The organism is Metapseudomonas otitidis (assembly GCF_011397855.1).
GTDB classification, from domain to species: domain Bacteria; phylum Pseudomonadota; class Gammaproteobacteria; order Pseudomonadales; family Pseudomonadaceae; genus Metapseudomonas; species Metapseudomonas otitidis.
Map to the genome: position 1 here is coordinate 1,785,582 of NZ_AP022642.1, position 25,497 is coordinate 1,811,078.

25 protein-coding genes are annotated in these 25,497 nt (G+C 69.2%); 10 read left to right on the top strand and 15 right to left on the bottom strand.

Annotation, left to right across the window (positions count from 1 at the left end):
- Window positions 1-53: 53 nt before the first annotated feature.
- From PotMrB4_RS08385 to PotMrB4_RS08425, 9 genes are all read right to left on the bottom strand, one after another.
- On the bottom strand, window positions 54-1,508 hold the full coding sequence (locus PotMrB4_RS08385; RefSeq protein WP_172433000.1) for an NAD-dependent succinate-semialdehyde dehydrogenase: 1,455 nt from the start codon (window positions 1,506-1,508) through the stop codon (window positions 54-56).
- A 94-nt stretch (window positions 1,509-1,602) separates the two neighbouring features.
- Entirely contained in the window at window positions 1,603-2,406 is an 804-nt protein-coding gene (gene hpaI / locus PotMrB4_RS08390; RefSeq protein WP_142011165.1) for a 4-hydroxy-2-oxoheptanedioate aldolase, read from the bottom strand.
- Window positions 2,407-2,429: 23 nt separating this feature from the next.
- Window positions 2,430-3,233, bottom strand: a complete 804-nt coding sequence (gene hpaH, locus PotMrB4_RS08395) for a 2-oxo-hept-4-ene-1,7-dioate hydratase (protein ID WP_111264611.1) — start codon at window positions 3,231-3,233, stop codon at window positions 2,430-2,432.
- Between the two features lie 13 nt (window positions 3,234-3,246).
- Complete coding sequence (locus PotMrB4_RS08400; RefSeq protein ID WP_172433001.1) at window positions 3,247-4,557, bottom strand: MFS transporter; 1,311 nt, start codon at window positions 4,555-4,557, stop codon at window positions 3,247-3,249.
- 81 nt (window positions 4,558-4,638) lie between these two features.
- Window positions 4,639-5,031 carry a 5-carboxymethyl-2-hydroxymuconate Delta-isomerase gene (locus tag PotMrB4_RS08405; protein WP_044405200.1) on the bottom strand — a complete coding sequence of 131 codons (393 nt, stop codon included), beginning with the start codon at window positions 5,029-5,031 and terminating at the stop codon, window positions 4,639-4,641.
- Between the two features lie 10 nt (window positions 5,032-5,041).
- Window positions 5,042-5,965, bottom strand: coding sequence for a 3,4-dihydroxyphenylacetate 2,3-dioxygenase (hpaD, locus tag PotMrB4_RS08410; protein WP_172433002.1), 924 nt, complete (start codon window positions 5,963-5,965; stop codon window positions 5,042-5,044).
- 132 nt (window positions 5,966-6,097) lie between these two features.
- A complete protein-coding gene (gene hpaE, locus PotMrB4_RS08415; protein ID WP_172435062.1) occupies window positions 6,098-7,558 on the bottom strand; it encodes a 5-carboxymethyl-2-hydroxymuconate semialdehyde dehydrogenase in 1,461 nt (486 codons plus the stop codon).
- Window positions 7,559-7,563: 5 nt separating this feature from the next.
- Entirely contained in the window at window positions 7,564-8,334 is a 771-nt protein-coding gene (locus PotMrB4_RS08420) for a fumarylacetoacetate hydrolase family protein (protein ID WP_074968526.1), read from the bottom strand.
- A gap of 10 nt (window positions 8,335-8,344) precedes the next feature.
- Window positions 8,345-9,001 (bottom strand): fumarylacetoacetate hydrolase family protein, encoded by a 657-nt coding sequence (locus tag PotMrB4_RS08425; protein ID WP_107331043.1) that lies wholly within the window; start codon window positions 8,999-9,001, stop codon window positions 8,345-8,347.
- A gap of 332 nt (window positions 9,002-9,333) precedes the next feature.
- Between PotMrB4_RS08425 and hpaR the strand changes: the two genes are divergently transcribed.
- From hpaR to PotMrB4_RS08440, 3 genes are read left to right on the top strand one after another with little or no spacing between them, the layout of a single operon-like run.
- Window positions 9,334-9,756, top strand: coding sequence for a homoprotocatechuate degradation operon regulator HpaR (hpaR, locus tag PotMrB4_RS08430; protein ID WP_044405190.1), 423 nt, complete (start codon window positions 9,334-9,336; stop codon window positions 9,754-9,756).
- A 20-nt stretch (window positions 9,757-9,776) separates the two neighbouring features.
- Complete coding sequence (gene hpaA, locus PotMrB4_RS08435; protein WP_069564844.1) at window positions 9,777-10,676, top strand: 4-hydroxyphenylacetate catabolism regulatory protein HpaA; 900 nt, start codon at window positions 9,777-9,779, stop codon at window positions 10,674-10,676.
- A gap of 7 nt (window positions 10,677-10,683) precedes the next feature.
- Window positions 10,684-11,187, top strand: a complete 504-nt coding sequence (locus tag PotMrB4_RS08440) for an AAA family ATPase (protein WP_172435063.1) — start codon at window positions 10,684-10,686, stop codon at window positions 11,185-11,187.
- 98 nt (window positions 11,188-11,285) lie between these two features.
- Here the strand turns inward: PotMrB4_RS08440 and PotMrB4_RS08445 are convergent, their stop codons facing one another.
- Window positions 11,286-12,548 (bottom strand): OprD family porin, encoded by a 1,263-nt coding sequence (locus PotMrB4_RS08445; protein WP_074968540.1) that lies wholly within the window; start codon window positions 12,546-12,548, stop codon window positions 11,286-11,288.
- A gap of 314 nt (window positions 12,549-12,862) precedes the next feature.
- Here PotMrB4_RS08445 and PotMrB4_RS08450 point away from each other — a divergent pair, with 314 nt between their 5' ends.
- Genes PotMrB4_RS08450 through PotMrB4_RS08465 form a run of 4 tightly spaced genes read left to right on the top strand, consistent with a single transcriptional unit; the run spans window position 12,863 to window position 16,983 of the window.
- Window positions 12,863-13,885, top strand: a complete 1,023-nt coding sequence (locus PotMrB4_RS08450; RefSeq protein WP_044405181.1) for a TRAP transporter substrate-binding protein — start codon at window positions 12,863-12,865, stop codon at window positions 13,883-13,885.
- Between the two features lie 5 nt (window positions 13,886-13,890).
- On the top strand, window positions 13,891-14,415 hold the full coding sequence (locus PotMrB4_RS08455) for a TRAP transporter small permease (protein ID WP_044405178.1): 525 nt from the start codon (window positions 13,891-13,893) through the stop codon (window positions 14,413-14,415).
- A complete protein-coding gene (locus PotMrB4_RS08460) occupies window positions 14,412-15,734 on the top strand; it encodes a TRAP transporter large permease (protein ID WP_044405176.1) in 1,323 nt (440 codons plus the stop codon). Before PotMrB4_RS08455 ends, PotMrB4_RS08460 begins: the two co-directional genes overlap by 4 nt.
- 55 nt (window positions 15,735-15,789) lie before the next feature.
- Window positions 15,790-16,983: a Bcr/CflA family multidrug efflux MFS transporter gene (locus PotMrB4_RS08465; RefSeq protein WP_172433003.1), complete on the top strand. Its 1,194-nt coding sequence runs from the start codon at window positions 15,790-15,792 to the stop codon at window positions 16,981-16,983.
- On the opposite strand, the gene PotMrB4_RS08470 is transcribed toward PotMrB4_RS08465, so the two are convergent.
- Window positions 16,947-18,143, bottom strand: a complete 1,197-nt coding sequence (locus PotMrB4_RS08470; RefSeq protein WP_069563643.1) for an MFS transporter — start codon at window positions 18,141-18,143, stop codon at window positions 16,947-16,949. The genes PotMrB4_RS08465 and PotMrB4_RS08470 overlap by 37 nt on opposite strands.
- A 322-nt stretch (window positions 18,144-18,465) precedes the next feature.
- On the opposite strand from PotMrB4_RS08470, the gene PotMrB4_RS08475 reads away from it, so the two are divergent.
- From PotMrB4_RS08475 to PotMrB4_RS28365, 3 genes are all read left to right on the top strand, one after another.
- Complete coding sequence (locus tag PotMrB4_RS08475) at window positions 18,466-19,635, top strand: p-hydroxyphenylacetate 3-hydroxylase oxygenase component (RefSeq protein WP_044405165.1); 1,170 nt, start codon at window positions 18,466-18,468, stop codon at window positions 19,633-19,635.
- A gap of 59 nt (window positions 19,636-19,694) precedes the next feature.
- Window positions 19,695-20,627: a p-hydroxyphenylacetate 3-hydroxylase reductase component gene (locus PotMrB4_RS08480; protein WP_107331669.1), complete on the top strand. Its 933-nt coding sequence runs from the start codon at window positions 19,695-19,697 to the stop codon at window positions 20,625-20,627.
- A gap of 126 nt (window positions 20,628-20,753) precedes the next feature.
- Window positions 20,754-21,758, top strand: a complete 1,005-nt coding sequence (locus PotMrB4_RS28365) for a methyl-accepting chemotaxis protein (protein ID WP_172433004.1) — start codon at window positions 20,754-20,756, stop codon at window positions 21,756-21,758.
- A gap of 3 nt (window positions 21,759-21,761) precedes the next feature.
- Here PotMrB4_RS28365 and tyrS read toward each other — a convergent pair whose 3' ends face one another.
- The 4 genes from tyrS to PotMrB4_RS08505 form a co-directional block, all read right to left on the bottom strand.
- Entirely contained in the window at window positions 21,762-23,000 is a 1,239-nt protein-coding gene (tyrS, locus tag PotMrB4_RS08490; RefSeq protein ID WP_172433005.1) for a tyrosine--tRNA ligase, read from the bottom strand.
- Window positions 23,001-23,271: 271 nt separating this feature from the next.
- A complete protein-coding gene (locus tag PotMrB4_RS08495; protein WP_107331666.1) occupies window positions 23,272-24,129 on the bottom strand; it encodes an EamA family transporter in 858 nt (285 codons plus the stop codon).
- A gap of 25 nt (window positions 24,130-24,154) precedes the next feature.
- On the bottom strand, window positions 24,155-24,817 hold the full coding sequence (locus tag PotMrB4_RS08500) for a response regulator transcription factor (protein ID WP_044405153.1): 663 nt from the start codon (window positions 24,815-24,817) through the stop codon (window positions 24,155-24,157).
- Window positions 24,818-24,858: 41 nt separating this feature from the next.
- Window positions 24,859-25,401 carry a PQQ-dependent catabolism-associated CXXCW motif protein gene (locus PotMrB4_RS08505; RefSeq protein WP_172433006.1) on the bottom strand — a complete coding sequence of 181 codons (543 nt, stop codon included), beginning with the start codon at window positions 25,399-25,401 and terminating at the stop codon, window positions 24,859-24,861.
- Between the last annotated feature and the right edge of the window lie 96 nt (window positions 25,402-25,497).

The window sequence follows — 25,497 nt, forward strand, 5'->3', positions numbered from 1 at the left end:
TGGGGCATTTCCGTAGGGTGGGCTTCAGCCCACGCTGAGCAACGCTGAGGGCATCAGCCGATGCCCAGGCACATGTACTTCTGCTCGATGTAGTCGTCGATGCCGTATCTGGAGCCTTCGCGGCCGAGGCCGGATTGCTTGATGCCGCCGAAGGGGGCGACTTCGGTGGAGATGAGGCCTTCGTTGACGCCGACCATGCCGTATTCGAGTGCTTCGCTGACCCGCCAGGCGCGGCCGAGGTCGCGGGTGTAGAGGTAGGAGGCGAGGCCGAACTCGGTGTCGTTGGCCATGGCGATGGCCTGCTCCTCGGTGTCGAAGCGGAAGATCGGCGCCAGCGGGCCGAAGGTCTCGTCGCGGGCCACCAGCATCTCCGGGGTCACCTCGCCGAGCACGGTGGGCTCGAAGAAGTTGCCGCCCAGGGCATGGGGCTTGCCGCCGGCCAGGACGCGGGCGCCCTTGGCGACGGCGTCGGCGATGTGCTCCTCCACCTTGGCCACGGCCTTGGCGTTGATCAGCGGGCCCTGTTGGGCGCCGTCGTCGTCGGCCGGGGCCACCTTGAGGGCGTTGACCGCCGCCACCAGGCGCCGGGCGAATTCGTCGTAGACGCCGCGCTGCACCAGCAGGCGGTTGGTGCACACGCAGGTCTGCCCGGTGTTGCGGAACTTGGAGCCGAGGGCGCCCTGCACGGCGGCGTCGAGGTCGGCGTCGTCGAAGACGATGAAGGGCGCGTTGCCGCCCAGTTCCAGGCTGACCTTCTTGATGGTCTCGGCGCACTGGGCCATCAGCAGCTTGCCGATGCCGGTGGAGCCGGTGAAGGAGAGCTTCTGCACCAGCGGGTTGCCGGTCAGTTCGGCGCCGATCTCCCGCGAGCGGGTGCCGGGGACGATGTTCAGCACCCCGGCGGGAATCCCGGCGCGCTCGCCGAGCGCGGCCAGGGCGAGGGCGGACAGCGGCGTCTCCGAGGCGGGCTTGAGCACCACGGTGCAGCCGGCGGCCAGGGCCGGGCCGACCTTGCGGGTGATCATGGCGTTGGGGAAGTTCCACGGGGTGATGGCGGCGACCACGCCTATGGCCTGCTTGATCACCACCAGGCGGCGGCCGGGCTTGTCGTGGGGGATGACGTCGCCGTAGACGCGCTTGGCCTCTTCGGCGAACCACTCGATGAAGCTGGCGCCGTAGGCGATCTCGCCCCGGCTTTCCGCCAGGGGCTTGCCCTGTTCCCAGCTGAGCAAGCGGGCCAGGTCCTCCTGGTTGGCCATGATCAGCTCGTACCAGCGACGCAGGATCGTGCTGCGCTCCTTGGCGGTGCGGGTGCGCCAGGCGGGCAGGGCGGCCTGGGCGGCGTCGATGGCGCGGGCGGTTTCCACCCGGCCGAGGGAGGCGACTTCGGCGATCAGCTCGCCGTTGGCGGGGTTGGTCACGGCGAAGCGCGCGTCGTCGTCGGCTTCGATCCACTGGCCGTTCACGTAGGCCTGTTCGCGCAGCAGGTTGAGGTCATCGAGGGTCATCGGTCTGCCTTCTTTCGGACGGTCGTCGCCCGTTCCCGGTGCTGCGTGCAGCACCGGGGCGGACGTTGATGGGGGAGCGGGTCGGGAATGCGGGTCAGTAGACGCTGCCGGCGCTGGGTGGCGGCGCGGGAGTGCCCTTGAAGCGGCCGGCGAGGCCTTGCAGGGCCTTCATCAGCAGGCTGGTGTCGACGCCGACGGCGACAAAGCTGCAGCCCAGCTCCAGGTAGCGGCGAGCCAGGGCCTCGTCGGCGCTGAGGATGCCGACGGCCTTGCCGGCGCGGCGGATGCGGGCGATGGCGTCTTCGATGGCGGCCTGCACCTCGGGATGGCCGGGGTTGCCGCGATGGCCCATGGCGGCGGAGAGGTCGGCTGGGCCGATGAACACGCCGTCGACACCCTCCACGGCAGCGATGGCGTCGAGGTTGGCCAGCCCGTCGAGGTTCTCGATCTGCACCAGCAGGCACATCTGTTCGTCGGCCTTGTCCAGGTAGCCGGGGATGCTGTTCCAGCGCGAGGCACGGGCCAGGGCGCTGCCGACACCCCGGATGCCGAATGGCGGGTAGCGCATGGCACGCACCAGTTCGGCGGCCTGGGCGGCGGAGTCCACCATGGGCACCAGCAGGGTCTGCACGCCGATGTCCAGCAGTTGCTTGATCAGCACCGGGTCGCCGATGGGTGGGCGGATGATCGGCTGGGCAGGGTAGGGCGCCACGGCCTGCAACTGGCCGAGCAGGCTGCGCAGGTCGTTGGGGGCGTGCTCGCCGTCGATCAGCAGCCAGTCGAAGCCGGCGTTGGCGGCCAGCTCCGCGCAGTATGGGTCGGCCAGGCCGAGCCACAGGCCGACCTGGGCGTCACCGGCCAGGAGGCGTTGCTTGAAGGTGTTGACGGGCATGTCCATGGGGACTCCTCGTGGGCGGTGGTTCAGACGAAGCGGCAGGCAATCGAGCCCAGCTGGTCATAGTCGACATGGAAGGTGTCGCCGGGGCGGGCGGCCACCGGGCGGGTGAAGGAGCCGCCGAGGATGATCTGCCCGGCTTCCAGGGTGACGTCGTAGGGCGCCAGCTTGTTGGCCAGCCAGGCGACGCCCTTGGCCGGGTGGTTGAGCACGGCGGCGGAGACGCCGGATTCCTCGATCACGCCGTTGCGGTAGAGCACGGCGGGCACGCGGCGCAGGTCGATCTCGGTGGGGCGCACGGCGCGTCCGCCCATCACCACGCCGGCGTTGGCGGCGTTGTCGGAGATGGTGTCGAAGACCTTGCGGGTGGCCTGGGTCTCCGGGTCCACCTGCTGGATGCGGGCGTCGATGATCTCCAGGGCGGGGATGACCCACTCGGTGGCGTCGAGCACGTCGAACAGGGTGACGTTCGGCCCGCGCAGCGGCTTGCCGAGGACGAAGGCCAGCTCCACTTCCACGCGGGGGACGATGAAGCGCTCGAAGGGGATGTCGGTGCCTTCGTCGAAGAACATGTCATCCAGCAGCGCGCCGTAGTCCGGCTCGGTGATGTTGGAGGACACCTGCATGGCGCGGGAGGTGAGGCCGATCTTGTGGCCCACCAGCTTGCGCCCGTCCTGGATCTTCTGCGCCACCCAGGCGCGCTGGATGGCGTAGGCGTCTTCGATGGTGATGCCGGGGTGGTCCAGGGAGAACTGGCGGATCTGCTGCCGCGAGCGTTCGGCGGCGTCGAGTCGGGCGGCGGCCTGCTGGATCAGGGTGGCGTCGAGCATGGTGGGGTCTCTCTTAGCGTGGGTTGACCAGGGCGGCGGGGGTGCGCAGCACCAGTCCGGCGCCGAGGGCGATGAAGAAGGCCAGGACGAACAGCGCGAGGCTGGCGCTCTGGGTGGTGTCGCGCATCCAGCCGATGAGGTAGGGCGCGAGGAACGAGGCGATGCTGCCGAAGGAGCTGATGAGGCCGATGCCGGCAGCCTGGGCCTTGTCGGAGAGGAAGGCCGGCGGCAGCTGCCAGAACATCGGCAGGGCGGCGCTGGCGCCCATGCCGGCGATGATCAGGCCGGTCAGCACGGGGATCGCGCTGGTGGGCGCGAGGCCGCTGCTGGCGATGCCCACGGCGCACATCAGCAGCGGCACGCTGAGGTGCCAGCGGCGTTCGCGGTGGCGGTCCGACGAGCGGCCGCAGGCGAGCATGAAGAACACCCCGGCGAGGTAGGGCACGGCGCTGAGCAGGCCGACCTGGCTGTCGCGGGCGACGCCGGCGCCGTGGATCAGGGTGGGCATCCAGAAGGCCAGGGTGTTCACCGCGAGCATCACGGCGAAGTAGATGGCCACCAGCAGCCAGACGTGGCGGTCGCGCAGGATGCCGGCGAAGGAGGTGATCGGCTTGCGCTGTTCCTCCTGGGCCATGTCTTCGCGCAGCTGGCGCTTCTGGGCGTCGTCGAGCCAGGCGACGTCATCGAAGCGCTCCGGCAGGCGCGCCCAGACCAGCAGGCCGAGCAGCACCACGGGGGCGCCTTCGAGGAGGAACATCCACTGCCAGCCGCGCAGGCCGAGGGCGTCGTGGAAGCCTTCGAGGATGGCGCCGGACAGCGGCCCGCCGATGACCCCGGCCATGGGCACGGCGATGGCGAACAGGGCGGTGATCTGCGCGCGGCGGCGGGCCGGGTACCAGCGGTTGAGGTAGACGAGGATGCCGGGGAAGAAACCGGCCTCGGCGACCCCCAGCAAAAAGCGCAGGACGTAGAAGCCGGTGGCGCCCTGCACCAGGAACATGCTGGTGGAGAGCACGCCCCAGACCACCATCAGGGTGGCGATCCAGCGGCGCGGGCCGACGCGGTCGAGGGCGAGGTTGCTGGGCACGCCGAACAGCGCGTAGGCGATGAAGAACAGGCCGGCGCCGAAGCCGTAGACGGTGTCGCTGAACTGCAGGTCGGCGCTCATCTGCATCTTGGCGAAGCCGATGTTGATGCGGTCCAGGTGGGCGAACAGGTAGCACACCAGCAGCAGCGGCATGAGCCGCCAGGTGACGGTGCGGTGGGTGGTGTCGCGGGTGGCGTGGTCAGCGCCGGTGGGGCAGGCGGTGTGGGCGGTGCTCATGGTCTTGTACTTCTTGTTGGGAGTCGCGTCGGGGTGCGCGGCGCGGGGCGTTGCCACCCCGCGCCGGCGGTGGACCGGGGGTCAGCCGGCCTGGCCCTTGAGGAAGGCGTGCACGTTGTTGAGCTTGTAGTTGAGCTCGGCGTCCAGCTCGGTCATCTCGAAGGAGAGGGCCAGCAGGCGCCGGGCCTGGAGCGCGGCGAAGTGGCCGCTGATCACCTCGAACAGCGCATCGGCCACCTGGCGGCGGGTGGCCAGGTCGCGGCCGGCGCCCACCTTCAGGGTCATGTGGACGAAGGCGTAATCGTGCTGGCCGTCGGCCATGCGCCAGGTGTCCAGGCGCACGGCACGGCTGCGGATGCCGCCGAGGGGGAAGACCCCGGAGGCGCCCAGGCAGGCGTGGACCTTCTCGAACAGGCCGGGCAGGTCGGCCTCGGCTTCGATGTTGTGGGTGTATTCGGCGATGAAGTGCGGCATGGCGCGGTCCTCAGAGGCGGCTGCCGGTGGGGCTGCCGCCGGGGTTGGAGGCCTGGGCGGCGGGAATGGCCGAGCCGTCCTGGGGGGTGACCGGGAAGATGGCGTTGATCTGGCCGGTGCCGGAGGAGCCGAAGTAGGGGGTCACGACCTCTGCCTTGCCGTCGTACTTCGACCAGCCGAGGGCGCCGAGCAGCATGGCGGTGTCATGCATGAAGCCTTCGCCATGACCCTTGACGGCGTACTCGGGGAGCATGGCGCAGAAGTCTTCCCATTCGCCGTCCTGCCACATCTGCACCACGCGGTGGTCGAGGGTCTCCAGGAAGGGGCTCCAGACCTTGGTGGCGAACTCGGGGGCCTGGCCGTTCTGGGCGAAGCGGTGGGACAGCGAGCCACTGGCGAGGAAGGCGACGTTGCCGTCGTAGTGCTTCTCCACGGCCTGGCGCATGGCCCAGCCGAGGCGGGCGCTGTCGTTGAGGTAGTGGGAGGTGCACAGGGCGGAGACGGAGATGACCTTGAAGTGGCGGTCGGTGTTCATGTAGCGCATGGGCACCAGGGTGCCGTACTCGGGGGCGAGGGTGGTGGCGTCGTGGGCCATGGTCTCCACGCCCAGGCGGTTGCATTCATCGGCCAGCAGGCGGCCCAGCTCGGGGTTGCCGGGGAAGGCGTAGTCCATGTTGCTGATGAAGTGCGGCAGTTCGTTGCTGGTGTAGAGCCCTTCGAACTGGGCAGCGCAGTTGACGTGGTAGTTGGCGTTGACCAGCCAGTGGGTGTCGAACACCACGATGGTGTCGACGTTCAGTTCGCGGCAGCGGCGACCGATCTCGATGTGCCCGTCGATGGCGGCCTGGCGGAAGCCGTGGCGCGGGCCGGGCAGCTCCGACAGGTACATGGAGGGGACGTGGGTGATCTTGGCAGCCAGAGCAACGTTGCCCATGACGGTTCTCCTGGTGGCGGGCGCCTGGTGGGGCGGCCGGGATTCTTGTGGTTGTGGATGCACGCCAGCTGATACGACGCCCTGGGTGCCGGGTTCCGGCACCTGGGCGTTCTGCATGAGTACCTGGCGTGGCTACACGCCCCAGCGGGGAATGTGGTGGCTCCCCATGGAAATGCACACGTTCTTGATCTCGGCGAACACTTCGAAGCTGTACTGGCCGCCTTCGCGGCCGGTGCCGGAGCCCTTCACACCGCCGAACGGCTGGCGCAGGTCGCGCACGTTCTGGCTGTTGATGAACACCATGCCGGCTTCGATGCCACGGGCCAGGCGGTGGGCCTTGCTGATGTCCTGGGTCCAGATGTAGGAGGCCAGGCCGTATTCGGTGTCGTTGGCCAGGCGCAGGGCCTCGGCCTCGTCCTTGAACTTCATCAGGCACACCACCGGGCCGAAGATCTCTTCCTGGGCGATGCGCATGCGGTTGTCCACGTCGGCGAAGACGGTGGGCTGGATGAACTGGCCCCTGGACAGGTGCGCGGGCAGGTTGGCCGGGCGCTCCAGGCCGCCGGCCAGCAGGGTGGCGCCTTCCTCGATGCCGATGCGGATGTAGCCGGTGACCTTGTCGTAGTGGGCCTGGGTGATCATCGAGCCGACCTGGGTCTTCGGGTCCTGCGGGTCGCCGACGATCAGGCGCTTGGCGCGGGCGGCGAACTCGGCGACGAAGCGGTCGTAGACGGTCTCCTGGATGAAGATGCGGCTGCCGGCGGTGCAGCGCTCGCCGTTGAGGGAGAAGATGGTGAACAGCGCGGCGTCGAGGGCGCGGTCGAGGTCGGCGTCATCGAAGATCAGCACCGGGGACTTGCCGCCCAGCTCCATGGAGTACTTCTTCAGGCCGGCGGTCTGCATGATCTTGCGGCCGGTGGCGGTGCCGCCGGTGAAGGAGATGGCGCGCACGTCCGGGTGGCGGACCAGGGCGTCGCCGGCGGTGGCGCCGTAACCCTGCACCACGTTGAGCACGCCCTTGGGGATGCCGGCTTCCAGCGCCAGGCGACCCAGTTCGTTGGCGGTCAGCGGCGACAGTTCGCTCATCTTCAGCACGGCGGTGTTGCCCAGGGCCAGGCAGGGTGCGGTCTTCCAGGTGGCGGTCATGAACGGCACGTTCCACGGGGAGACCAGGCCGCACACGCCCACCGGCTGGTAGAGGGTGTAGTTGAGCATCTGGTCGTCCACCGGGTAGCTGTGGCCGTCCATGCGGGTGCAGACCTCGGCGAAGAACTCGAAGTTGTGCGAGGCGCGGGGGATCAGCACGTTCTTGGTCTGGTGGATCGGCAGGCCGGTGTCCAGGGTCTCCAGCTCGGCCAGCTTGGGCACGTTCTGGTCGATCAGTTCACCCAGCTTGCGCATCAGCTTGGCGCGCTCCTTGGCCGGGGTGTTGGCCCACTTGGGGAAGGCGTCCTTGGCGGCGGCGACGGCCGCGGCGATCTCTTCGGCACCGCCGCTGGCGACTTCGCCGATGGCGTCCATGGTGGCCGGGTTGTAGTTGACGAAGGTCTCTTTGCTTTCGACTTCCTGGCCGTTGATCCAGTGCTTGATCATGCTGCTCATGCCTCTTGTTTGCGGGCGAAGAACTCGGCTTCGCTGACGATTCGGTTGACCAGGCGGCCGACGCCTTCCACTTCCACCACCACTTCATCGCCCGGCACCACGTCGGCCAGGCCCTCCGGCGTGCCGGTGGCGATCATGTCGCCCGGCTGCAGGGTCATGAAGCTGGAGAAGTATTCGATCAGGTAAGGGATGTCGAAGATCATGTCGGCGGTGGTGCCTTCCTGCTTCAGCTCGCCGTTGATCCAGGTGCGCAGCCTGAGCTTCGACGGGTCCGGCACGTCGGCGGCGTCGACGATCCAGGGGCCGACCGGGGTGGTGCAGTCGCGGTTCTTCACTCGCAGGTTGGGGCGGTAGTAGTTCTCGAGGAAGTCGCGGATGGCGTAGTCGTTGCAGACGGTGTAGCCGGCCAGGTACTGCAGGGCGTCCTCGCGCTTGACGTTGCGCGCGGGCTTGCCGATCACCGCCACCAGCTCGCACTCGTAGTGCATGTAGGCGACGTTGTCCGGGCGCCAGGTGACCTGGTTGTGGCCGGTGTAGGTGCCGGGGGACTTGATGAAGGCCAGCGGCTCGGTGGGCGCCTTGAAGGCCAGTTCGGCGGCGTGGTCGGCGTAGTTCAGGCCGAGGGCGAACATGCTGCCGGTGGCCGGGGGCAGCCACTCGACCTGGTCTTCGGCCAGCAGGCGGCCATCGGCGAGGCGGACGGCGTTGCCGTCTTCGACGGTCACGGCGTGGATGTCGCCCTGGTAACGGATACGTGCGTGTTTCATCAGGGACTCCTTATTCCGCAACCACGGTGTTGGCGAGGCGGCCGAGGCCGTCGATCTCCACCACCACCTCGTCGCCGGGCTGCACGTCGACACGGCCTTCCGGGGTGCCGGTGATCAGCACGTCGCCTTCGTGCAGGGTCATGAACTCGCTGATCTCGGCGATCAGCTGGGGGATGCTGCGCACCAGGTTGGCGGTGCTATTCTCCTGGCGCAGCTCGCCGTTCACCCGCAGGCGGATGCCCAGGGCGTGCGGGTTGCCGATGCTCTCGGCCGGCACCAGCTCGTCGGAGAGGGCGCAGAAGCCGTCGCGGCACTTGGCTTTCACCGCCGGGCGGTAGTAGCTCGTTTCCGGCAGGCTGAACTCGTTGACGATGACGTAGCCGGCCACGTGGGCCAGGGCGTCCTCGGCGCTGACGCGGCTGGCGTCGCGGCCGATCACCACACCCAGGGCCGGGCCCGGCTGCAGGCGCTCGCCGGCCGGGAAGGGCACGGCGCCGCCGTCGTGGTTGCGGGTGTTCGGGGTCTTGATGAAGAGCACCGGCTTGACCGGTGGCTTCTGGTAGGGCGGCTCGTTGAACTCGGGCAGTCGGCTTTCCAGCAGCCCCCTGTAGTTCAGCGCGACGCCGAACAGGGTGCCTTGGGCGACTTCGCTAGTGGCGCGACGCATGGATCTGTTCACTCCTGACGCAGGTGGGGCAGGGCCCCGATGGAAAAACCAGGTGGGCTCGACGGTGGGAGCGCAGCACCTGAAAACCGTTAACTCATTAACAGGTTAACTTTTATAGTTAATATGTTAACGACAATCAAGCCTTGGTCGTGCGATCGGGCTGTGGCTATTTAAAGCGCGGAGGGCAAACGGGACTTGTCGCTGGCTGCCAAACCGAGTTGCACCGGGTTGCCAGGCGGGGGCTTACAGGCTGTGGCAGCAGGAAGGTAATTGCCTCGGTTCGGCGGTTGTTGATTAAATTCTTCACCTTCACTTCCCACCGAGACCGCCTGATGTCGACCCCACGACCGTCCCTGACCCTGACCCTGTTGCAGGCCCGCGAGGCCGCCATGGCCTTCTTCAGGCCGCTGCTCAACCAGCACGGGCTGACCGAGCAGCAGTGGCGGGTCATCCGCATCCTGCGCCAGTCCGGCGAGATGGAGAGCCACCAGCTGGCGCAGCAGGCCTGCATCCTCAAGCCGAGCATGACCGGCGTGCTGGCGCGCCTGGAGCGTGATGGGGTGGTGCGCCGCTGGAAGTCCGCCCAGGACCAGCGCCGGGTCTTCGTCGGCCTGACCGAGAAGGGCCAGCAGTGCTTCGTGTCCATGAGCGATGGCATGGAGCGCAACTACCAGAAGATCCACCAGCAGTTCGGCGAGGCCAAGCTGCAGCAGCTCCTGGACCTGCTCAACGAGCTGAAGCAGATCAAGCCCTGAGCCCCGCGGAGGCGGCCACGATGGCGGTGTCCTCGCCCATCCCCAACATCGACATCGGCCAGGTCTACGACCAGCGCTACGCCGATGCCGACGTGCACTACGAGGCCCTCGGCAAGCTCGCCGACTTCTTCGGCCGCAACATGCCGGTGCACCGCCACGACCGCTTCTTCCAGGTGCACTACGTCAAGAGCGGCACCGTGCGGGTGTTCCTCGACGACGAGGGCTTCGTCCAGGAAGGGCCGATGTTCTTCCTCACCCCGCCCACCGTCACCCACGCCTTCGTCACCGATGCGGAAAGCGACGGCCATGTGCTGACCGTGCGCCAGCAACTGGTGTGGCCGCTGCTGGAGGCCCACGCCGGGCTCGCCAGCGGTCCGCGCATCGCGCCGTTGTGCGTGTCGGTGGGGGCGCTGGAGCCGCGCTACGAAGGGGAGGTGGCGCGCCTGAACCTGTTGTTCGACGAACTGCGCCAGGAATTCGCCGACAGCCGACCGGGCCGCGCCCTGAGCCTGGTGGCACTGACCGAGCTGATCTTCATCAGCCTGTTGCGCCTCTCCAGCCGCTCCCTGGCCGCCCAGCCGGCCCGCCGCGAGGACCTGCACATCTTCCAGCGCTTCAACGTGCTGATCGAACAGCGCTACCCCGAGCACTGGGGCCTGGGCCAGTACGCCGATGCCCTGGGCGTGACCGAGGCACGGCTCAACGAGGTGTGCCGACGCATCGCCGGCATGCCCTCCAAGCGCCTGGTATTCGAACGGCTGATGCAGGAAGCGCGGCGCCTGCTGCTGTTCACCGGGGAGTCGGTGAACGGCATCGGCTACCGCCTGGGCTTCAAGGACCCGGCCTACTTCAGCCGCTTCTTCACCCGCCACGCCGGGATGACCCCGGGGGCCTACCGCAGCAGCCGAGGGACGGAATGAAATGAGCGTGCTGATCGTCTTCACGGGGCTGCCGGGCACCGGCAAGACCACGCTCGCATCGCGCCTGGCCCGCGAGCTGGGTGCGGTGTACCTGCGGCTCGACGTGATCGAGCAGGCCATCCGCGAGGCCGGCATCGCCGCCGACGTGGGCACCAGCGGCTACCGCGTGGCCAACGGCCTGGCCCTGGGCAACCTGCGGCTGGGGCATCGGGTGGTGGTGGATTGCGTCAACCCGGTGGCCGAGAGCCGCCAGGCCTGGGCACAGGTGGCAGCCGACGCCGGCGCGAGGCTGTGCGACATGCGGGTGATCTGCAGTGACGCGGCCGAGCACCGGCGCCGGGTCGAGACGCGCCAGGGCGACATCCCGGGCCTGGTGCTGCCCACCTGGGCGTCCGTGCAGCGGCACGCGTTCGACCCGTGGGACAGCCCGCCCTTCACCGTCGACACGGCCCGGCTGACGGTGGACGCGGCGCTGGAGGCGATCCGCACCCACCTATCGCTTCCGGTCTAGAACCCTCCACGCTCACGCCAGCACCGAGCCGCCGCCGGGGCGCGCCGAATGCCGGCTCCCCGGCAGCCCGTGTGGCCACCGGGGAGACGCGACGGGGCTCAGAACAGCGGCAGGGTGTAGCCGAGGATCAGCCGGTTCTCGTCCACGTCGGTGGTCAGCCCGTTGCTGGAGCGGAAGGTGGCGTTGCGCAGGCGCACGTTGAAGCCCTTCAGCGGGCCGTCTTGGAAGACGTAGGCCAGGTCGGTGTCGCGCTCCCATTCCTTGCCGTTGCGCACGCTGGCGGTCTGCACGTGTTCACCGCTCACGTAGCGGGTCATGAAGCTCAGGCCGGGGATGCCCAGGGCGGCGAAGTCGAAGTCGTAGCGCGCCTGCCAGGCGTCCGTCTCGGCCTTGGTGAAGACGTTGAAGGTCACCAGGTTGACCGAGTACGGGTCCAGCCCCGGGTAGGCGAAGTCGCCGTCGCCGGAGAGGTTCTGGTAGCCCAGGCCGACCTTGTGGGCGCCCATGCCGAGGGTGAGCATGCCGTTGAAGAAGCGGTTGTCGATGCGCCCGCCGTCCACCCGCTTGGCGCTGCGGTAGCGGTGGTCGCCGTGCTCGCCGGTGTCGAAGTAGCGCAGGTCGGTCTTCAGCGTCACCCCGTCGCCGAGGGTGGCGTTGTGCACCAGGCCGACGAAGTGCTGGCGGTAGATGTCCTCCATCTGCGCGGCGTAGTAGCTGAGGGTCAGCCCCGGGTTGACCGCGTAGCTGCCGCCGATCAGGTCCAGGTGCGCGCTTTCCACGCCGCCGTAGTTCATCTCGTCGTTGCTGGAGGAGTCACGCAGGTTGATCTTCTCCAGCCGGCCGACGTTCAGCGTCAGCCCATCCACGTCCTGGGAGGTCAGCAGGCCGCCGGAGTAGGTGGAGGAGAGCAGGCGCACGTCGTTGTAGGCGGCCACCGGCAGCTGCGGCTGCAGGGTGCCGAGCTTCAGCACGCTGCGCGCCAGGCGCAGCTTGGCGGTCACGCCCAGCTCGCTGTAGGTGTCCTCGGGCTCGTGGCTCTGGGCGCCGTAGGGCAGCAGGCCGGTGCCGCGCCGGCCCTTGCCGGAGTCGAGCTTGATGGCGGTCTGGCCCATGGCGTCCAGGCCGAAGCCGACGGTGCCTTCGGTGAAGCCGGACTCGTAGCGCAGGGTGAAGCCCTGGGCCCATTCCTCGGCCTTGGCCTGGGCGGCGCCGTGCTGGCGGAAGTCGCGGTTCATGTACATGTTGCGGGCTTCGACGCTGGCCTTGCTGTCGGCCAGGAAGTCGGCCCGTGCCACGCCACCGAGGCCCAGCGCGGGGCCCAGCAGGCAGGCGAGTGCCAGCGGTTTCGGGGTCCTGATCATTGTTCTTGTCTCCAGGATTGAGGGGAAACCATCGCCGTTGGGTGGGCGATGGCGGGCATACTCTAGGCATTTAGTTAATATTTTAACAATACGAATGGGGATCGACCTTGGTGGGGTAGGTGACCTTTTTGCGTGTGGATTGTTTATTAAATAATTGATTTATATGAATTTAATTGAGTTAAAGACGCGAGAAGAGCCCACCTGAGACGCAGCGGTCCCGCGAAGAGGTGTTGACAGTGCGCGCAATAAAATTAACTTATTAACGGAATTGCGTTCCCCGTCCCGCCCTACAAGAACAACAAGGAGCCACCCCGATGAAGATCCTTCCCCTCGCTACCCTGTGCCTGGCCCTGCCGCTGGCGCACCTGGCCCAGGCCGCCGATGTGATCACCCTCAAGGTGGCGCATTTCCTGCCTTCCACCTCCAACGCCCAGGCCAACATCATCGAGCCCTGGTGCGCGCAGCTGACCGAGGAATCCGCCGGGCGCCTGCGTTGCCAGCTCTACCCCTCGATGCAGCTCGGCGGCACGCCGGCCAAGCTCGCCGACATGGCGCGCAACGGCGTGGCCGACATCGTCTGGACCGCCCCGGCCTATTCCGCCGGCAAGTTCCCCCGGGTCGAGGCGCTGGAGCTGCCGTTCGTGCTGCCCAGCGGCGGCGCGCGGGGCAACGCCATCATCTGGGACTACTACGAGCGCTACGCCAAGGACGACTTCAAGGGCTACAAGGTGCTGGTGGTCCACGGTGACGGCGGCATGAGCCTGCACACCCGTGGCCAGCCGGTGAAGACCCTGGCGGACCTGGCCGGGCTGAAGCTGCGGGCCTCCAGCCGCACCGCCGCCAAGACCGTCGAAAGCCTGGGCGCGACCCCGGTGAGCATGCCGCCGGCGCAGATGACCGAAGCCATCTCCAAGGGCGTGGTGGATGGCGCCCTGGCCGCCTGGGAAGTGGTGCCCGCCACCAAGCTCGACGAAGTGACCCAGTTCCACACCGACGTGCCGGAAGGGCAGCCCGCCGTGGGCTACACCGTGCTGGCGATGCTGATGAACCCGCGCAAGTTCGACAGCCTGCCGCCGGACCTGCAGGCCATCATCGAGCGCAACAGTGGCAAGGCCCTGTCGGAACGCTTCGCCAGCGCCTGGGACAAGGCCACCGATGCCGCCGTCGCCGCCACCCCGGCCGACGCGCGGGTGACCTTCGCCGAGGCCGACTACGAAGCCCTGCGCAAGGCCTCGGCCGGTGCCGTCGAGCAGTGGATCAGCGAAGCCGACGGCAAGGGCCTGGACGGCCGTGCCCTGGTCGACGGCGTGCGCACCCTCGCCAGCGAGGCCCGGTAAGCACCATGAAGGAATCCCTGGATTTCACCCCGGCGGCGGACCTCGGTCCGCTGCAGCGGGGGCTGCTGCGGGTGGCCGAGGCCTTCGCCCTGGCCGGTGGCCTGGTGCTGATCGCCCTGGTGGGCATGTCCATGCTCTCCATCATCGGCCGCAAGCTGTTCTCCACCCCGGTGCGCGGTGACATGGAGCTGATGGAAGTCGGCGCGGCCATCGCCATCGCCGCCTTCCTGCCGCTGTGCGAGCTGCGCGGCATGCACATCCGCGTCGATGCCCTGAGCAACTGGCTGCCGGCGGGCATCCGCCGTGGCCTGGACACCCTGGCCCACCTGCTGTGCGCCGCCGCGGCCGGCCTGCTGGCCTGGCGCACCGCGCTGCAGATGGTCGACAACCGCGAATACGGCGATGCCACCACGCTGCTGTCGCTGCCGCTGTGGATCCCCCTGGCGCTGATCGTGCCCAGCCTCGGCCTGCTCGCCCTGTGCGCGCTGGCCCGGGCGGCGCGGGTACTGGGCGGCGGGGGTGCGGCATGAGCGGCCTCGCCCTCGGGCTGATCGCCCTGGCCATCACCATGAGCCTCCTGCTGCTGCGGGTGCACATCGGCATCACCATGCTGGTGGGCGGCGCCGCCTGCTTCTGGGCGGTCAACGACGGTGACCTGTCCTCGCTGCTGTTCACCCTCAACGACCTGGCCTACTCGCGGCTGTCCAACTACGACCTGGCGGTGATCCCGCTGTTCGTGCTGATGGGCCAGTTCGCCACCCACGGCGGCCTGTCGCGGGCCATCTTCCGCTGCGCCTCGGCCTTCATCGGCCACTGGAAGGGCGGCATGGGCCTGTCCGCCATCGGCGCCTGCGCCGGCTTCGGGGCCATCTGCGGCTCGTCCCTGGCCACCGCCGCCACCATGAGCCACGTGGCCCTGCCGGAGCTGCGCCGGCACAACTATTCCGGGCGCCTGGCCACCGCCACGGTGGCGGCGGGCGGCACCCTGGGCATCCTCATCCCGCCGTCGGTGCCGCTGATCATCTACGCGGTGCTGACCCAGGAATCCATCGCCAAGCTGTTCGTCGCCGCCATCGTGCCGGGGGTGATCGCCATCCTCGGCTACATGCTGGTGCTGCGGATCATGGTGGCGCGGGACGAGAGCCAGGCCACCGTCTCCCCCCGTGCCAGCACGGCGGAGCGGCTGCGCGCGCTGCTGGGCGTGAGCCCGGTGATCGGCGTGTTCCTGGTGGTGATCGTCGGCATCTACGGTGGCTGGGCCAACCCCACCGAGGCCGCCTCCATCGGCGCCGCCGCCTGTGGCGTGCTTGCCGTGCTGCAGGGCGGCATGCGCTGGAGCGGGCTGCGCGCCAGCCTGCTGGGCACCGCCGAGACCACCGCGATGATCTTCCTCGTGCTGCTGGGTGCCGACCTGCTCAACTCCGGCCTGGCGCTGACCCAGATGCCCGGCGAGCTGGCGGCCTGGGTGATCGGCAGCGGCCTGGCGCCGATGCTGGTGCTGATCCTGATCCTCGCCCTGTACCTGCTGCTGGGCTGCGTGATGGATTCGCTGGCGATGATCCTGCTGACCATCCCGATCTTCTACCCGATGATCATGGGCCTGGATTTCTTCGGCCTCGGCGAGACGGAGAAGTCCATCTGGTTCGGCATCCTCGCGCTGATGGTGGTGGAGATCGGCCTGATCCACCCGCCCCTGGGCATGAACCTGTTCATCGTCCAGCGCGCCGCCGGCGACGTGCCCTACGGCGAGACGGCACGGGGCATCGTGCCCTTCCTCTGTTCCGACCTGGTGCGCATCGCCCTGCTGGTGGCCTTCCCCGGGCTCAGCCTGTGGCTGCTCAGCCTCTGATCCAGCCGGCCGCCTGCGGGCGGCCGTTTCCTTCCTGCCGCTGCGGAACCCGCCCATGACCCCGACCGTTGCCCAGCCCCAGCGCCTGATCGTGCTGCTGGCCGCCCTGGTGGCCTTCGCCCCGCTGTCGATCGACATGTACCTGCCGAGCCTGCCGCGCATCGCCGCCGACCTGGGCGCGCCGGAGTCGGCGGTGCAGCTGACCATCGGCGTGTTCCTCGCCGGGCTGTGCCTGGGCATGCTCGCCTACGGGCCGCTGTCCGACCGCTACGGCCGGCGCCGCCTGCTGCTGGGCGGCATCGCCCTGTACCTGGTGGCCAGCCTCGGCTGCGTGCTGGCCAGCGGCGTCGAGGCGCTGATCGCCTGGCGCTTGCTGCAGGCCCTCGGCGGGGCCGCGGCCTCGGTGCTGGCGCGGGCCATCGTGCGGGACCTGTTCCCCCTGCGCGACGCGGCCCGGGTGCTCTCGCTGATGCACCTGGTGACCATGTTCGCCACCCTGGTGGCGCCGCTGCTGGGCGGCTACCTGATGCTGGTGGCCGGCTGGCGCTCGCTGTTCGTGGTGCTGATGGTGTTCGCCGGGCTGTGCCTGCTGGCCACCGCCTGGAAGATCCCCGAGACGCACCTGCCGGAGGCCCGTGGCCGCACCCTGGGCGAGGCCTTCCGCGCCTACGGGCGCATGGCGCTGCAGCCGCTGGCGCTGGGCTACATCTTCTGCATGGGCCTGTGCTTCGCCGGCATGTTCGCCTTCATCACCGCCTCGCCCTTCGTCTACATCGGCTACTTCGGCGTCTCGCCCCTGGGCTATGCCTGGCTGTTCGGGCTGAACATCGCCGGCATCATCGTCGCCACCTTCCTGAATGCCCGGCTGGTGGGGCGCGTGTCGCCCGAGCGCATGCTGGCCTGGGGCACCGTCGTGGCCGCCGTGGCCGGGCTGGCCCTGGCCGGCGTGGGGCTCGCCGGGGTCGGCGGGTTGCCGGCGGTGGTGGCCTGCGTGGTGGCGTACGTCAGCGTCACCGGGTTGCTCGGCGCCAACTGCCTGGCCTGCCTGCTGGCGGCCTACCCGGGGCAGGCCGGCGCGGCGGCCGGGCTGGCGGTGGCCACCCAGTTCGGCCTGGGCACCGCCTGCAGCGCGCTGGTCAGTGCCCTGTACGACGGCACCCCGTTGCCCATGTGCCTGGTGATCGGCGCCACCGGCATCGGTTGCCTGCTGGCCTACCGGCTGGCCCGGCGCGCATCCCACAGGCAATAGAGCAGCAACAGCACGCCGGCTGCGGCCAGCACCGGCGGCGCGCCCAGCTGCGCCGCCAGCAGGCCGGCGAGCAGCCCGCCGATGGCGTCGAAGCCGAAGCGCACCGAGGTGTACAGCGACACCACACGCCCGCGCAGGGTCTCCGGGGCCGAACTCTGCAGCACGATGTTGGTGCCGACGTTGCTGCTGGAGATGCCGAAGCCCAATACCGCCATCGCCACCAGCGACAGCCACAGCTGCGTGCTCCAGGCGAACACCAGCATGGCCAGCCCGCTGGCCGCCGCCGAGGCGAGGATGACCCGGGGCAGGGCGCTCGGCGCCCGGTGGCTGGCCAGCAGCACGCTGGAGGCCAGCGAGCCGAGCCCGGCGGCGCCCCAGAGCCAGCCGAGGGTGGTGGCATCACCGGCGAAGATGTCCTTGGCGAACACCGGCAGCAGCACCACGTAGCTGGAGGCGGTGAGGTTGACCGCCATCACGCTGAGCATCATCGCCTTCACCGCCGGCGTGCCCCGTGCATAGGCCACCCCTTCGCCGAACACGTTGCGGAACGAGCCGCTGGCCCGCGGGATCGGTCCCATGCGCACCCACCACAGACCCAGCATCAGCGCGCCGTAGGAGAGGGCGTTGAGGGCGAAGCACAGCGCCTCGCTGACCACCCCCAGCAGCAGCCCGGCCAGGGGCGGGCCGACGAAGCGGGCGAGGGTGAAGAGCATGGCATTCAGCGCCAGGGCGTTGGCCAGGTCCTCACGCTCGTCGACGAAGCGGCTGAGCAGCGACTGGCGCAACGGCGTGTCCACCGCGTTGAGCACCCCCAGCAGCCCGGCCATGAATACGATCAGCCCCGGCCCGATCAGGCCGCTGGCGGTCAGCGCCGCCAGGGTGGCGGCCTGCACCCCGAGCAGCGCCTCCACTGCGATCAGCAGGCGGCGCTTGTCGTGCCGGTCGATCCAGGCGCCGGCCAGCGGGCCCACCAGCAACTGCGGCAGCAGTGCCACGAAGGTCACCAGCCCCAGCAGCGCCGAGGAGCCGGTAAGGCGGTACACCAGCCAGGCCAGCGCCACCTGCTGGATCCAGGTGCCCAGGGTGGAAACGGCATGGCCGAAGAAGTACAGGCGGAAGTTGCGGTGGCGCAGGGCACGCAGGGCGGTGGGCCAGGTCATGGTTGGGCGGCGGCAAGGGGGGCGGGGCGCCCATGCTAATGAAAAACGCCGTTCATTAACATATTCATGTCTGTCGCAACGGGTGCCTCCCGGCGCGAGCGGGGCCGGGCGTCGGCAGCGCTTGGAAAGCCGGGCATGAAATCGCGGAAATCCCATGAAAAGTACAATCGACCCTGTGGAACGTCCATTCAGGGGGATCGTTCATATCTTCATAATGTGCCCGAACCCCACCGGGTAGTCAGACCGCATGTCACGCATGCCGGGTGTTCCGGAGCGTTCGCGGTAGCGCCTGCCTGCGACCAACAATAACCAGGGCCTCCAGATGAAAAAGACAAATCCCCTGCTCGACGCACTGCGGGAAATCCTCCCCGCCATCGCCGCCAATGCCGCCCAGGCCGAGCGTGATCGCATGGTCCCCGCCGAGAACATCGCCATGCTCAAGGGCATCGGCATGCACCGCGCCTTCCAGCCCCGTGCCTATGGCGGCCTGGAGATCTCCCTGCCGGAATTCACCGAGTGCGTCATCGCCCTGGCCGGCGCCTGTGCCAGCACCGCCTGGGCCTTCAGCCTGCTGTGCACCCACAGCCACCAACTGGCGATGTTCCCCAAGCAACTGCAGGACGAAATCTGGGGCAAGGACCCGGACGCCACCGCCAGCAGCTCCATCGCCCCCTTCGGCCGCATCGAGGAAGTGGACGGCGGTGTGCGCTTCAACGGCGAGATGGGCTGGAGCAGCGGTTGCGACCACGCCGAGTGGGCCATCGTCGGCTGCCGCCGGCAGAACGCCGAGGGTGAGCTGGTCTACTGCTTCGCCGTGCTGCCGCGCAGCGACTACGAGATCCGTGACGACTGGTTCGCCGCCGGCATGCGCGGCAGCGGCACCAAGACCCTGGTGATCAAGGACGCCTTCGTCCCCAACCACCGCATCCAGGCCGCCAAGGACATGATGGAAGGCCGCTCCGCCGGCTTCGGCCTGTACCCCGACAGCAAGATCTTCTACACCCCGTACCGCCCGTACTTCGCCAGCGGCTTCGCCTCCATCAGCCTGGGTATCGCCGAGCGCATGCTGGAGGCCTTCAAGGAAAAGACCAGAAACCGCGTGCGGGCCTACACCGGCGCCAGCGTCGGCACCGCCACCCCGGCGCTGATGCGCCTGGCCGAGTCGACCCACCAGGTGGCCGCCGCCCGCGCCTTCCTGGAGAAGACCTGGCAGGACCACGCCGCCCATGGCGAGCGCCACGAGTACCCGAGCCGCGAGACCCTGGCCTACTGGCGCACCAACCAGGCCTACGCCGTGAAGATGTGCATCCAGGCCGTGGACCGCCTGTTCGAAGCCGCCGGCGGCACCGCCTGGTTCGAGGGCAACGAGATGCAGCGCCTGTTCCGTGACTCCCACATGACCGGTGCCCACGCCTACACCGACTACGACGTCTGCGCGCAGATCCTCGGCCGCGAGCTGATGGGGCTGGAGCCGGACCCGAGCATGGTCTGACCCCGCCACCCGATAACAAGAACGCCGCCCTCGCCAGCAGGGCGGCCAGCGAGACGACTATGACTACCCAAGCGTGCTTCGACCCGCGCGACTTCCGTCGCGCGCTGGGCAACTTCGCCACCGGCGTGACCATCGTCACCGCCGCCACCGCCTCGGGCGAGAAGGCCGGCGTCACTGCCAACAGCTTCAACTCCGTGTCCCTCGACCCGCCGCTGATCCTCTGGAGCATCGACAAGCGCTCCGGCAGCCTGCCGGTGTTCGAGGCGGCCAGCCACTTCGCGGTGAACATCCTCGCCGCCGACCAGATCGACCTGTCCAACCGTTTCGCCCGCTCCAAGGACGACAAGTTCGCCGGCTTCGAGCACGAGGTCGGCCTTGGCGGCTCCCCGCTGTTCGCCGACTGCTCGGCGCGCTTCCAGTGCGAGAAGTGGGCGCAGATCGAGGGCGGCGACCACTGGATCCTGATCGGCAAGGTGGTGGCCTTCGACGACTTCGGTCGCTCCCCCCTGCTCTACCACCAGGGCGCCTATTCCATGGTCCTGCCCCATGCGCGTATGACCCGCAAGGAAGAGGAGCGCCCCGCCACCAGCGCCTTCCAGGGCCGCCTGCGGCACAACCTCTACTACCTCATGACCCAGGCCCTGCGCAGCTACCAGGCCGCCTACCAGCCGCGCCAGCTGTCCACCGGCCTGCGCACCAGCGAGGCGCGCATGCTGATGGTGCTGGAGAACGACGCCGGCCTCGACGAGTGCGGCCTGCAGCGCGAAGTGGCGATGCCCAGGCGCGAGATCGAGGAAGCGGCCGCCATCCTCCGGCGCAAGGACATGGTGGTGGAGCAGGGCGGCAGCTACGCCCTCACGCCGCTGGGCGTGGAGCAGGCCGAAGCGCTCTGGAGCATCGCCCAGGAGCAGCAGGACAGCGTCTTCAGCCAGTTCAGCGCCGAACAGGTGGAGACCTTCCGCAGCGTGCTCAAGGCCATCATCGCTGCCTGATCCGTGCCGGCAGGCTCGGTCAAGCGCCGGGCAGGGTCGTGCAAGACCCTGCCCGGCGGCTTTCCTAGAGTGCCCGGCACGTCGCCCTTCCCCCCTTCCTCGCCGGGGCGGCGCCCGGGAGGATGCATGCTGTTCCGCGACACCCGAAAGGACTGGGTCCGCCAACTCGACACCTTGCTGCGGCAGGTGCTCGCCGACCCCGGCCAAACGCCCGCCCAACTCCACGACCGCGCACTCGCCGAACCCCTGGAGGACCTGCGCCAGGCCCTGCTGGAGGCGCAGCGCCTGGGTGCCGACCTAACGCGCTGCCAGCGCGAGCACGCGGCCGACCAGGCCCGCCTCGCCGATCTTGCGCGGCAGCTCGCCCAGCTCGAAGGGCAGCAGGCCGAGACCCTCCAGGCCTTCGACGCCGAACGCCGGCACTGGGCCCAGGCCCAGCGCGACTGGGCGCTGGAAACCCATGTCTGGGAGCAGACCCGCGCCACCCTCACCGAGGGCTGCTGGGACCTGCAGGTGGCCAACGGGCGCCTCGATGACCCCCACAGCCTGATGCGCATCTCCAACCAGTTCCGCGCCGTGCTCGGCTACCGCCCGGACGAACTGCCCGATGGCTGGGACAGCCAGGTGGGCATCACCCACCCCGAGGACCTGCCCCGGGTGCTGGGGCTGTTCGAGCGGGAGATCGCCGACCCCGCCGGCAGCGGCGAATACGTGGTGGAGTACCGCATGCGCCATCGCCAGCGCGGCTACATCTGGTGCCGCGAGCGCGGGCGTGCGGTGCGCGACGAAGGCGGCCGGCTGTACCGGGTGATCGGCGCCGTGCGCGACATCAGCGACGAGCGCGCCCTGCACCTGGCCCACGAGCAGCGCCAGCGGCGCAACCAGCAGGCCTACGGGCAGATCGCCCAGGTGGTGGGGGTGATCAAGGGCATCGCCGAGCAGACCAACCTGCTGGCCCTGAATGCCGCCATCGAAGCCGCGCGGGCCGGCGATGTCGGCCGGGGCTTCTCGGTGGTCGCCGACGAGGTGAAGAAGCTCGCCGGCAACACCCGCCAGGCCACCCAGGAGATCCAGGCCATGCTCGACGCCCAGGCCCGCGAGGCCGAGGCGCCGGAGAGCGCCCCGGCCTGAGCCTCAGCCCCGGGTCACGCGGATCGCGTAGTGGCGCTTCTTGCCCAGGCTCAGGGTCCAGCCCTGGGCCTCGGCCGGCAGCGGCGCGTCGAGGTCGCGCACCTCCACGCCGTCCAGGCGCACGCCACCGCCGGCGGCCAGGCGCCGGGCCGCGCCACGGGAGGGCTGCAGGCCGGCATCCAGCAACAGGTCGATCAGCGTCGCGCCCCGCGCCAGCGCCTCGGCCGACAGCTCCAGCTGCACCGCCGCCAGGTCGCCCTGGCCGCCGCCGAACAGCGCCGCTGCCGTGGCTTCCGCCTCACGGGCCGCCGCCTCGCCGTGGGCGAGGGCGGTGGCGTGGTTGGCCAGCACCACCTTGGCGGCGTTCAGCTCGGCGCCCTTGAGGGCTGCCAGGCGGGCGATCTCGTCCAGCTCCAGTTCGGTGAACAGGGCCAGGAAGCGGGCCACATCGCGGTCGTCGCAGTTGCGCCAGAACTGCCAGAAGGCATAGGGCGCCAGGCGGTCGGCGTTGAGCCACACCGCGCCATTGGCGGACTTGCCCATCTTGCGCCCGTCGCTGGTGGTCAGCAGCGGCATGGTCAGCCCGTAGAGCGGCGCGGTGCCCTGGCGGCGCCCCAGCTCCACGCCGTTGATGATGTTCGCCCACTGGTCCGCACCGCCCAGCTGCAGGGTGCAGCCATGCCGGCGCGCCAGCTCGGTGAAGTCGTGGGCCTGCAGCAGGGTGTAGCCGAACTCCTGGAAGGACAGCGAGTGCTCGCGGTCCAGGCGCTGGCGCACCGCGTCGAAGGTCAGCAGGCGGTTGACCGAGAAATGCCGCCCCACCTGGTTGAGGAAGGCCAGGTAACCGATGCCGTCGAGCCACTCGGCGTTGTCCACCACCCGCGCGCCGGGGGCGTCGAGGTCGACGTAGCGGCCAAAGGCGGAGGTGATGCCGGCGATGTTCGCCTGGATCTGCGCCTCGCTCAGCATCGGCCGGCTCTCGTCACGGAAGCTGGGATCGCCGATGCGCGTGGTGGCCCCGCCGATCAGCAGGATCGGGTGGTGGCCGAAGCGCTGCATCCAGCGCATCAGCATCAGGCCCTGCAGGTGGCCGACGTGGAGGCTGTCGGCAGTGGCGTCGAAGCCCAGGTAGAGGCTGACCGGGCCCTGGGCGAGGTGCTGGCGCAGGCCTTCCAGATCGGTGCATTGGTGCACGAAGCCGCGGGCTTGCAGCAGGGCGAGGAGGTCGGGGGTGGTGTTCATGGTGTCTCCTTGGTTGGGCCCGAGGAGACCGGGGATTCCGAGCCGCCTCAGGCGGATCGGATGAGCACGCGGCTACCGCCTGGAATCAGGAGTCGGGTAGGCGTAATAGGCGGCCGCGAGGCGGATCGTTAACGTATTCATGGTCGCGCATTCTAGCGGCATGAAAGGTCGCGTCAATGCGCGGTGGATCATGGAATGGGTTCTTTCTGCAGAGGGCCTTGTCGCTGTCCCATCGTCCGGCATGACGTCGGCGTGCGTCTCGCGGTTCGGCTCAGGCCCCTGCCGGCTTCGCCTGGAACCGCCCCCGCAGCACCAGTGCGATGCCACCCAGCACCGCCACCGACACCAGCGCCAGGCGCAGGCTGATGGCCTCCCCCAGCAGCAGGGCGCCACCGAGGGCGGCCAGGACCGGGACGCTCAGCTGCACGCTGGCGGCCTGCAAGGCGCCCAGACCGGGGAGGGCGCTGTACCAGATGGCGTAGCCGATGCCGGAGGTGAGCGCGCCGGAGAGCAGCGCATAGGCCAGGCCCGGGCCGTCCCAGCTCAACTGGCCGAGGAAGGGCAGCAGCAACAGCCCGGCCAGGGGCAGGGCGCGGATGAAGTTGCCCGCCGTGGCCGCCAGCGGCGGGCCGGCCTGGCGGCCGAGCAGGGTGTAGGCGCCCCAGGCCAGGCCTGCCAGCAGCATCAGCAGCGCGCCGCCCAGGGGCGGGGCGCTGGCGCCGGGCAGCAACAGGACCACCAGCCCGCCGCCGGCCAGCAGGAAGCCGAGGCTCTGCAGCGGCCCCAGGCGTTCGCCGCGCAGCAGGCCCACCGCGCCCATGCTCAGCTGCACCGCGCCGAACAGCAGCAGTGCGCCGCTGCCCGCATCCAGTTGCAGGTAGGCGTAGGAGAAGGCGGCGGCGTAGACGAACAGCGCGGTGGCGGCCCGCCAGTTGCCGCTGGGGGCCAGGGGCGGGCGGCGCAGGCGCAGCAGCAGGCCGAGCACCAGGGCACCGGCCACCAGGCGCAGCACGGTGAAGCTCACCGCGTCCACGGCGGTGTGCTTGAGGGCCAGGCGACAGAGCAGGGAGTTGCCGGCGAAGGCCAGCATGGCCAGGGCGGTGAGCAGCAGGATGCGTGGAGCGGGCATGGGCCTCCGGGCGTGGGCGCCGTGGTCAGCGGCGCAGGTAGGCCGAGAAGTCGATGTCGCTGGCGCAGAGGATCGCCTGCACCCGGTTGTGCACGTTGAGCTTGCGCAGGATGGCCGAGACGTGGGCCTTCACCGTGGTCTCGGCGATGTCCAGGTTGTAGGCGATCTGCTTGTTGGATTCGCCCTTGGTCATGCGCTCCAGCACCAGCAGCTGCTTGCGGGTCAGCGCCTGCAGCAGCTCCGGCGGGATGGCGTGCTCGTCCTGGCCCCGGCGCGGCGCGGCCTTCTGGGTGCGGATGATGTCCGAGGGCAGGTAGACGTTGCCGTTGAGGATCTGCTCGATGGCCTCGGTCATCTGCGCGCGCGGCGAGGACTTGGTGATGAAACCCACCGCGCCGTAGGTGATGGCCTGCAGCACCACCTGCTTGTCCTGCTCGGCGGAGACGATCACCACCGGGATGGTCGGCGCCTCGTTGCGCAGGTTGATCAGGCCGTTGAGGCCGTGCATGCCGGGCATGTTCAGGTCGAGCAGGATGAGGTCGAGGTCGTCGTGCTCCTGGGTCAGGCCGAGGGCGCTGTCCAGGTCGGCGGTCTCCATGACTTCGCTGTCGGGGAAGCCGTCGCTGATGACGTTGTGGATGGCTTCGCGGAACAGGGGGTGATCGTCGGCGATCAGGATCTTGTACATGGCCAGGTCACCTCATTGTTGTGGTTGTGGGTGGACGGCGATCAGGGGAAGGGCTGCGGTTCGGCCGGTGTCAGCGGCAGGCCGGCCTGCTGCCAGGCGTCGATGCCGTCACGGTACCAGTAGAGGTTGCGGTAGCCCAGTGCGTGGGCGCGGCGGGCGGCGTTCCAGCCCAGCCAGCAATCGGAGCGGCAGTAGAACACCAGGGGCCAGTCCTTGTCGCCCTGGCTGATGCGTTCGAGGTTGCGGCTGAAGTAGGCCTGCCAGTCCGGGGCCAGGGCGCCGTCGCCGGTGTTGGCCAGCCACAGGCTGCCGGGCAGGTTGGCGTGGACCTCGTCGGGGATGAAGCGATCGTTCAGCCAGGTGCGCCGGTAGACGTCCAGCAGGCGGGTACGCGGCTCGTGGGCCAGCAACTGGCGCAGGCCCTCGGTGTCGAGGGTGCGGGCCTGCTCGTGCCGGGCCGGGGTGGGGCTGCGGTATTGGGTGATGCGGTAGCCGTCCGGGGAGAACAGCGGGGCGGTGGTGTCCGCCGCCCAGGCAGGGACGGACAGCAGGCAGAGCAGCAGGGCCTTCTTGATGAGGCGCATGGCGAGGTTCTCATTGTTCTTGTCGGCCCATTACATGCCAGGGCGGGAGCCTTGCAAATCCTACGTTCTACGGATTGAAGCAGTACCAAAGTAGTA

Bases quoted from the DNA above. Each gene is read 5' to 3' on its own strand.
- PotMrB4_RS08385 (WP_172433000.1), bottom strand. From the start codon at position 1,508: ATGACCCTCGATGACCTCAACCTGCTGCGCGAACAGGCCTACGTGAAC.
- hpaI (WP_142011165.1), bottom strand. From the start codon at position 2,406: ATGGACATGCCCGTCAACACCTTCAAGCAACGCCTCCTGGCCGGTGAC.
- hpaH (WP_111264611.1), bottom strand. From the start codon at position 3,233: ATGCTCGACGCCACCCTGATCCAGCAGGCCGCCGCCCGACTCGACGCC.
- PotMrB4_RS08400 (WP_172433001.1), bottom strand. From the start codon at position 4,557: ATGAGCACCGCCCACACCGCCTGCCCCACCGGCGCTGACCACGCCACC.
- PotMrB4_RS08405 (WP_044405200.1), bottom strand. From the start codon at position 5,031: ATGCCGCACTTCATCGCCGAATACACCCACAACATCGAAGCCGAGGCC.
- hpaD (WP_172433002.1), bottom strand. From the start codon at position 5,965: ATGGGCAACGTTGCTCTGGCTGCCAAGATCACCCACGTCCCCTCCATG.
- hpaE (WP_172435062.1), bottom strand. From the start codon at position 7,558: ATGATCAAGCACTGGATCAACGGCCAGGAAGTCGAAAGCAAAGAGACC.
- PotMrB4_RS08420 (WP_074968526.1), bottom strand. From the start codon at position 8,334: ATGAAACACGCACGTATCCGTTACCAGGGCGACATCCACGCCGTGACC.
- PotMrB4_RS08425 (WP_107331043.1), bottom strand. From the start codon at position 9,001: ATGCGTCGCGCCACTAGCGAAGTCGCCCAAGGCACCCTGTTCGGCGTC.
- hpaR (WP_044405190.1), top strand. From the start codon at position 9,334: ATGTCGACCCCACGACCGTCCCTGACCCTGACCCTGTTGCAGGCCCGC.
- hpaA (WP_069564844.1), top strand. From the start codon at position 9,777: ATGGCGGTGTCCTCGCCCATCCCCAACATCGACATCGGCCAGGTCTAC.
- PotMrB4_RS08445 (WP_074968540.1), bottom strand. From the start codon at position 12,548: ATGATCAGGACCCCGAAACCGCTGGCACTCGCCTGCCTGCTGGGCCCC.
- PotMrB4_RS08450 (WP_044405181.1), top strand. From the start codon at position 12,863: ATGAAGATCCTTCCCCTCGCTACCCTGTGCCTGGCCCTGCCGCTGGCG.
- PotMrB4_RS08455 (WP_044405178.1), top strand. From the start codon at position 13,891: ATGAAGGAATCCCTGGATTTCACCCCGGCGGCGGACCTCGGTCCGCTG.
- PotMrB4_RS08460 (WP_044405176.1), top strand. From the start codon at position 14,412: ATGAGCGGCCTCGCCCTCGGGCTGATCGCCCTGGCCATCACCATGAGC.
- PotMrB4_RS08465 (WP_172433003.1), top strand. From the start codon at position 15,790: ATGACCCCGACCGTTGCCCAGCCCCAGCGCCTGATCGTGCTGCTGGCC.
- PotMrB4_RS08470 (WP_069563643.1), bottom strand. From the start codon at position 18,143: ATGACCTGGCCCACCGCCCTGCGTGCCCTGCGCCACCGCAACTTCCGC.
- PotMrB4_RS08475 (WP_044405165.1), top strand. From the start codon at position 18,466: ATGAAAAAGACAAATCCCCTGCTCGACGCACTGCGGGAAATCCTCCCC.
- PotMrB4_RS08480 (WP_107331669.1), top strand. From the start codon at position 19,695: ATGACTACCCAAGCGTGCTTCGACCCGCGCGACTTCCGTCGCGCGCTG.
- PotMrB4_RS28365 (WP_172433004.1), top strand. From the start codon at position 20,754: ATGCTGTTCCGCGACACCCGAAAGGACTGGGTCCGCCAACTCGACACC.
- tyrS (WP_172433005.1), bottom strand. From the start codon at position 23,000: ATGAACACCACCCCCGACCTCCTCGCCCTGCTGCAAGCCCGCGGCTTC.
- PotMrB4_RS08495 (WP_107331666.1), bottom strand. From the start codon at position 24,129: ATGCCCGCTCCACGCATCCTGCTGCTCACCGCCCTGGCCATGCTGGCC.
- PotMrB4_RS08500 (WP_044405153.1), bottom strand. From the start codon at position 24,817: ATGTACAAGATCCTGATCGCCGACGATCACCCCCTGTTCCGCGAAGCC.
- PotMrB4_RS08505 (WP_172433006.1), bottom strand. From the start codon at position 25,401: ATGCGCCTCATCAAGAAGGCCCTGCTGCTCTGCCTGCTGTCCGTCCCT.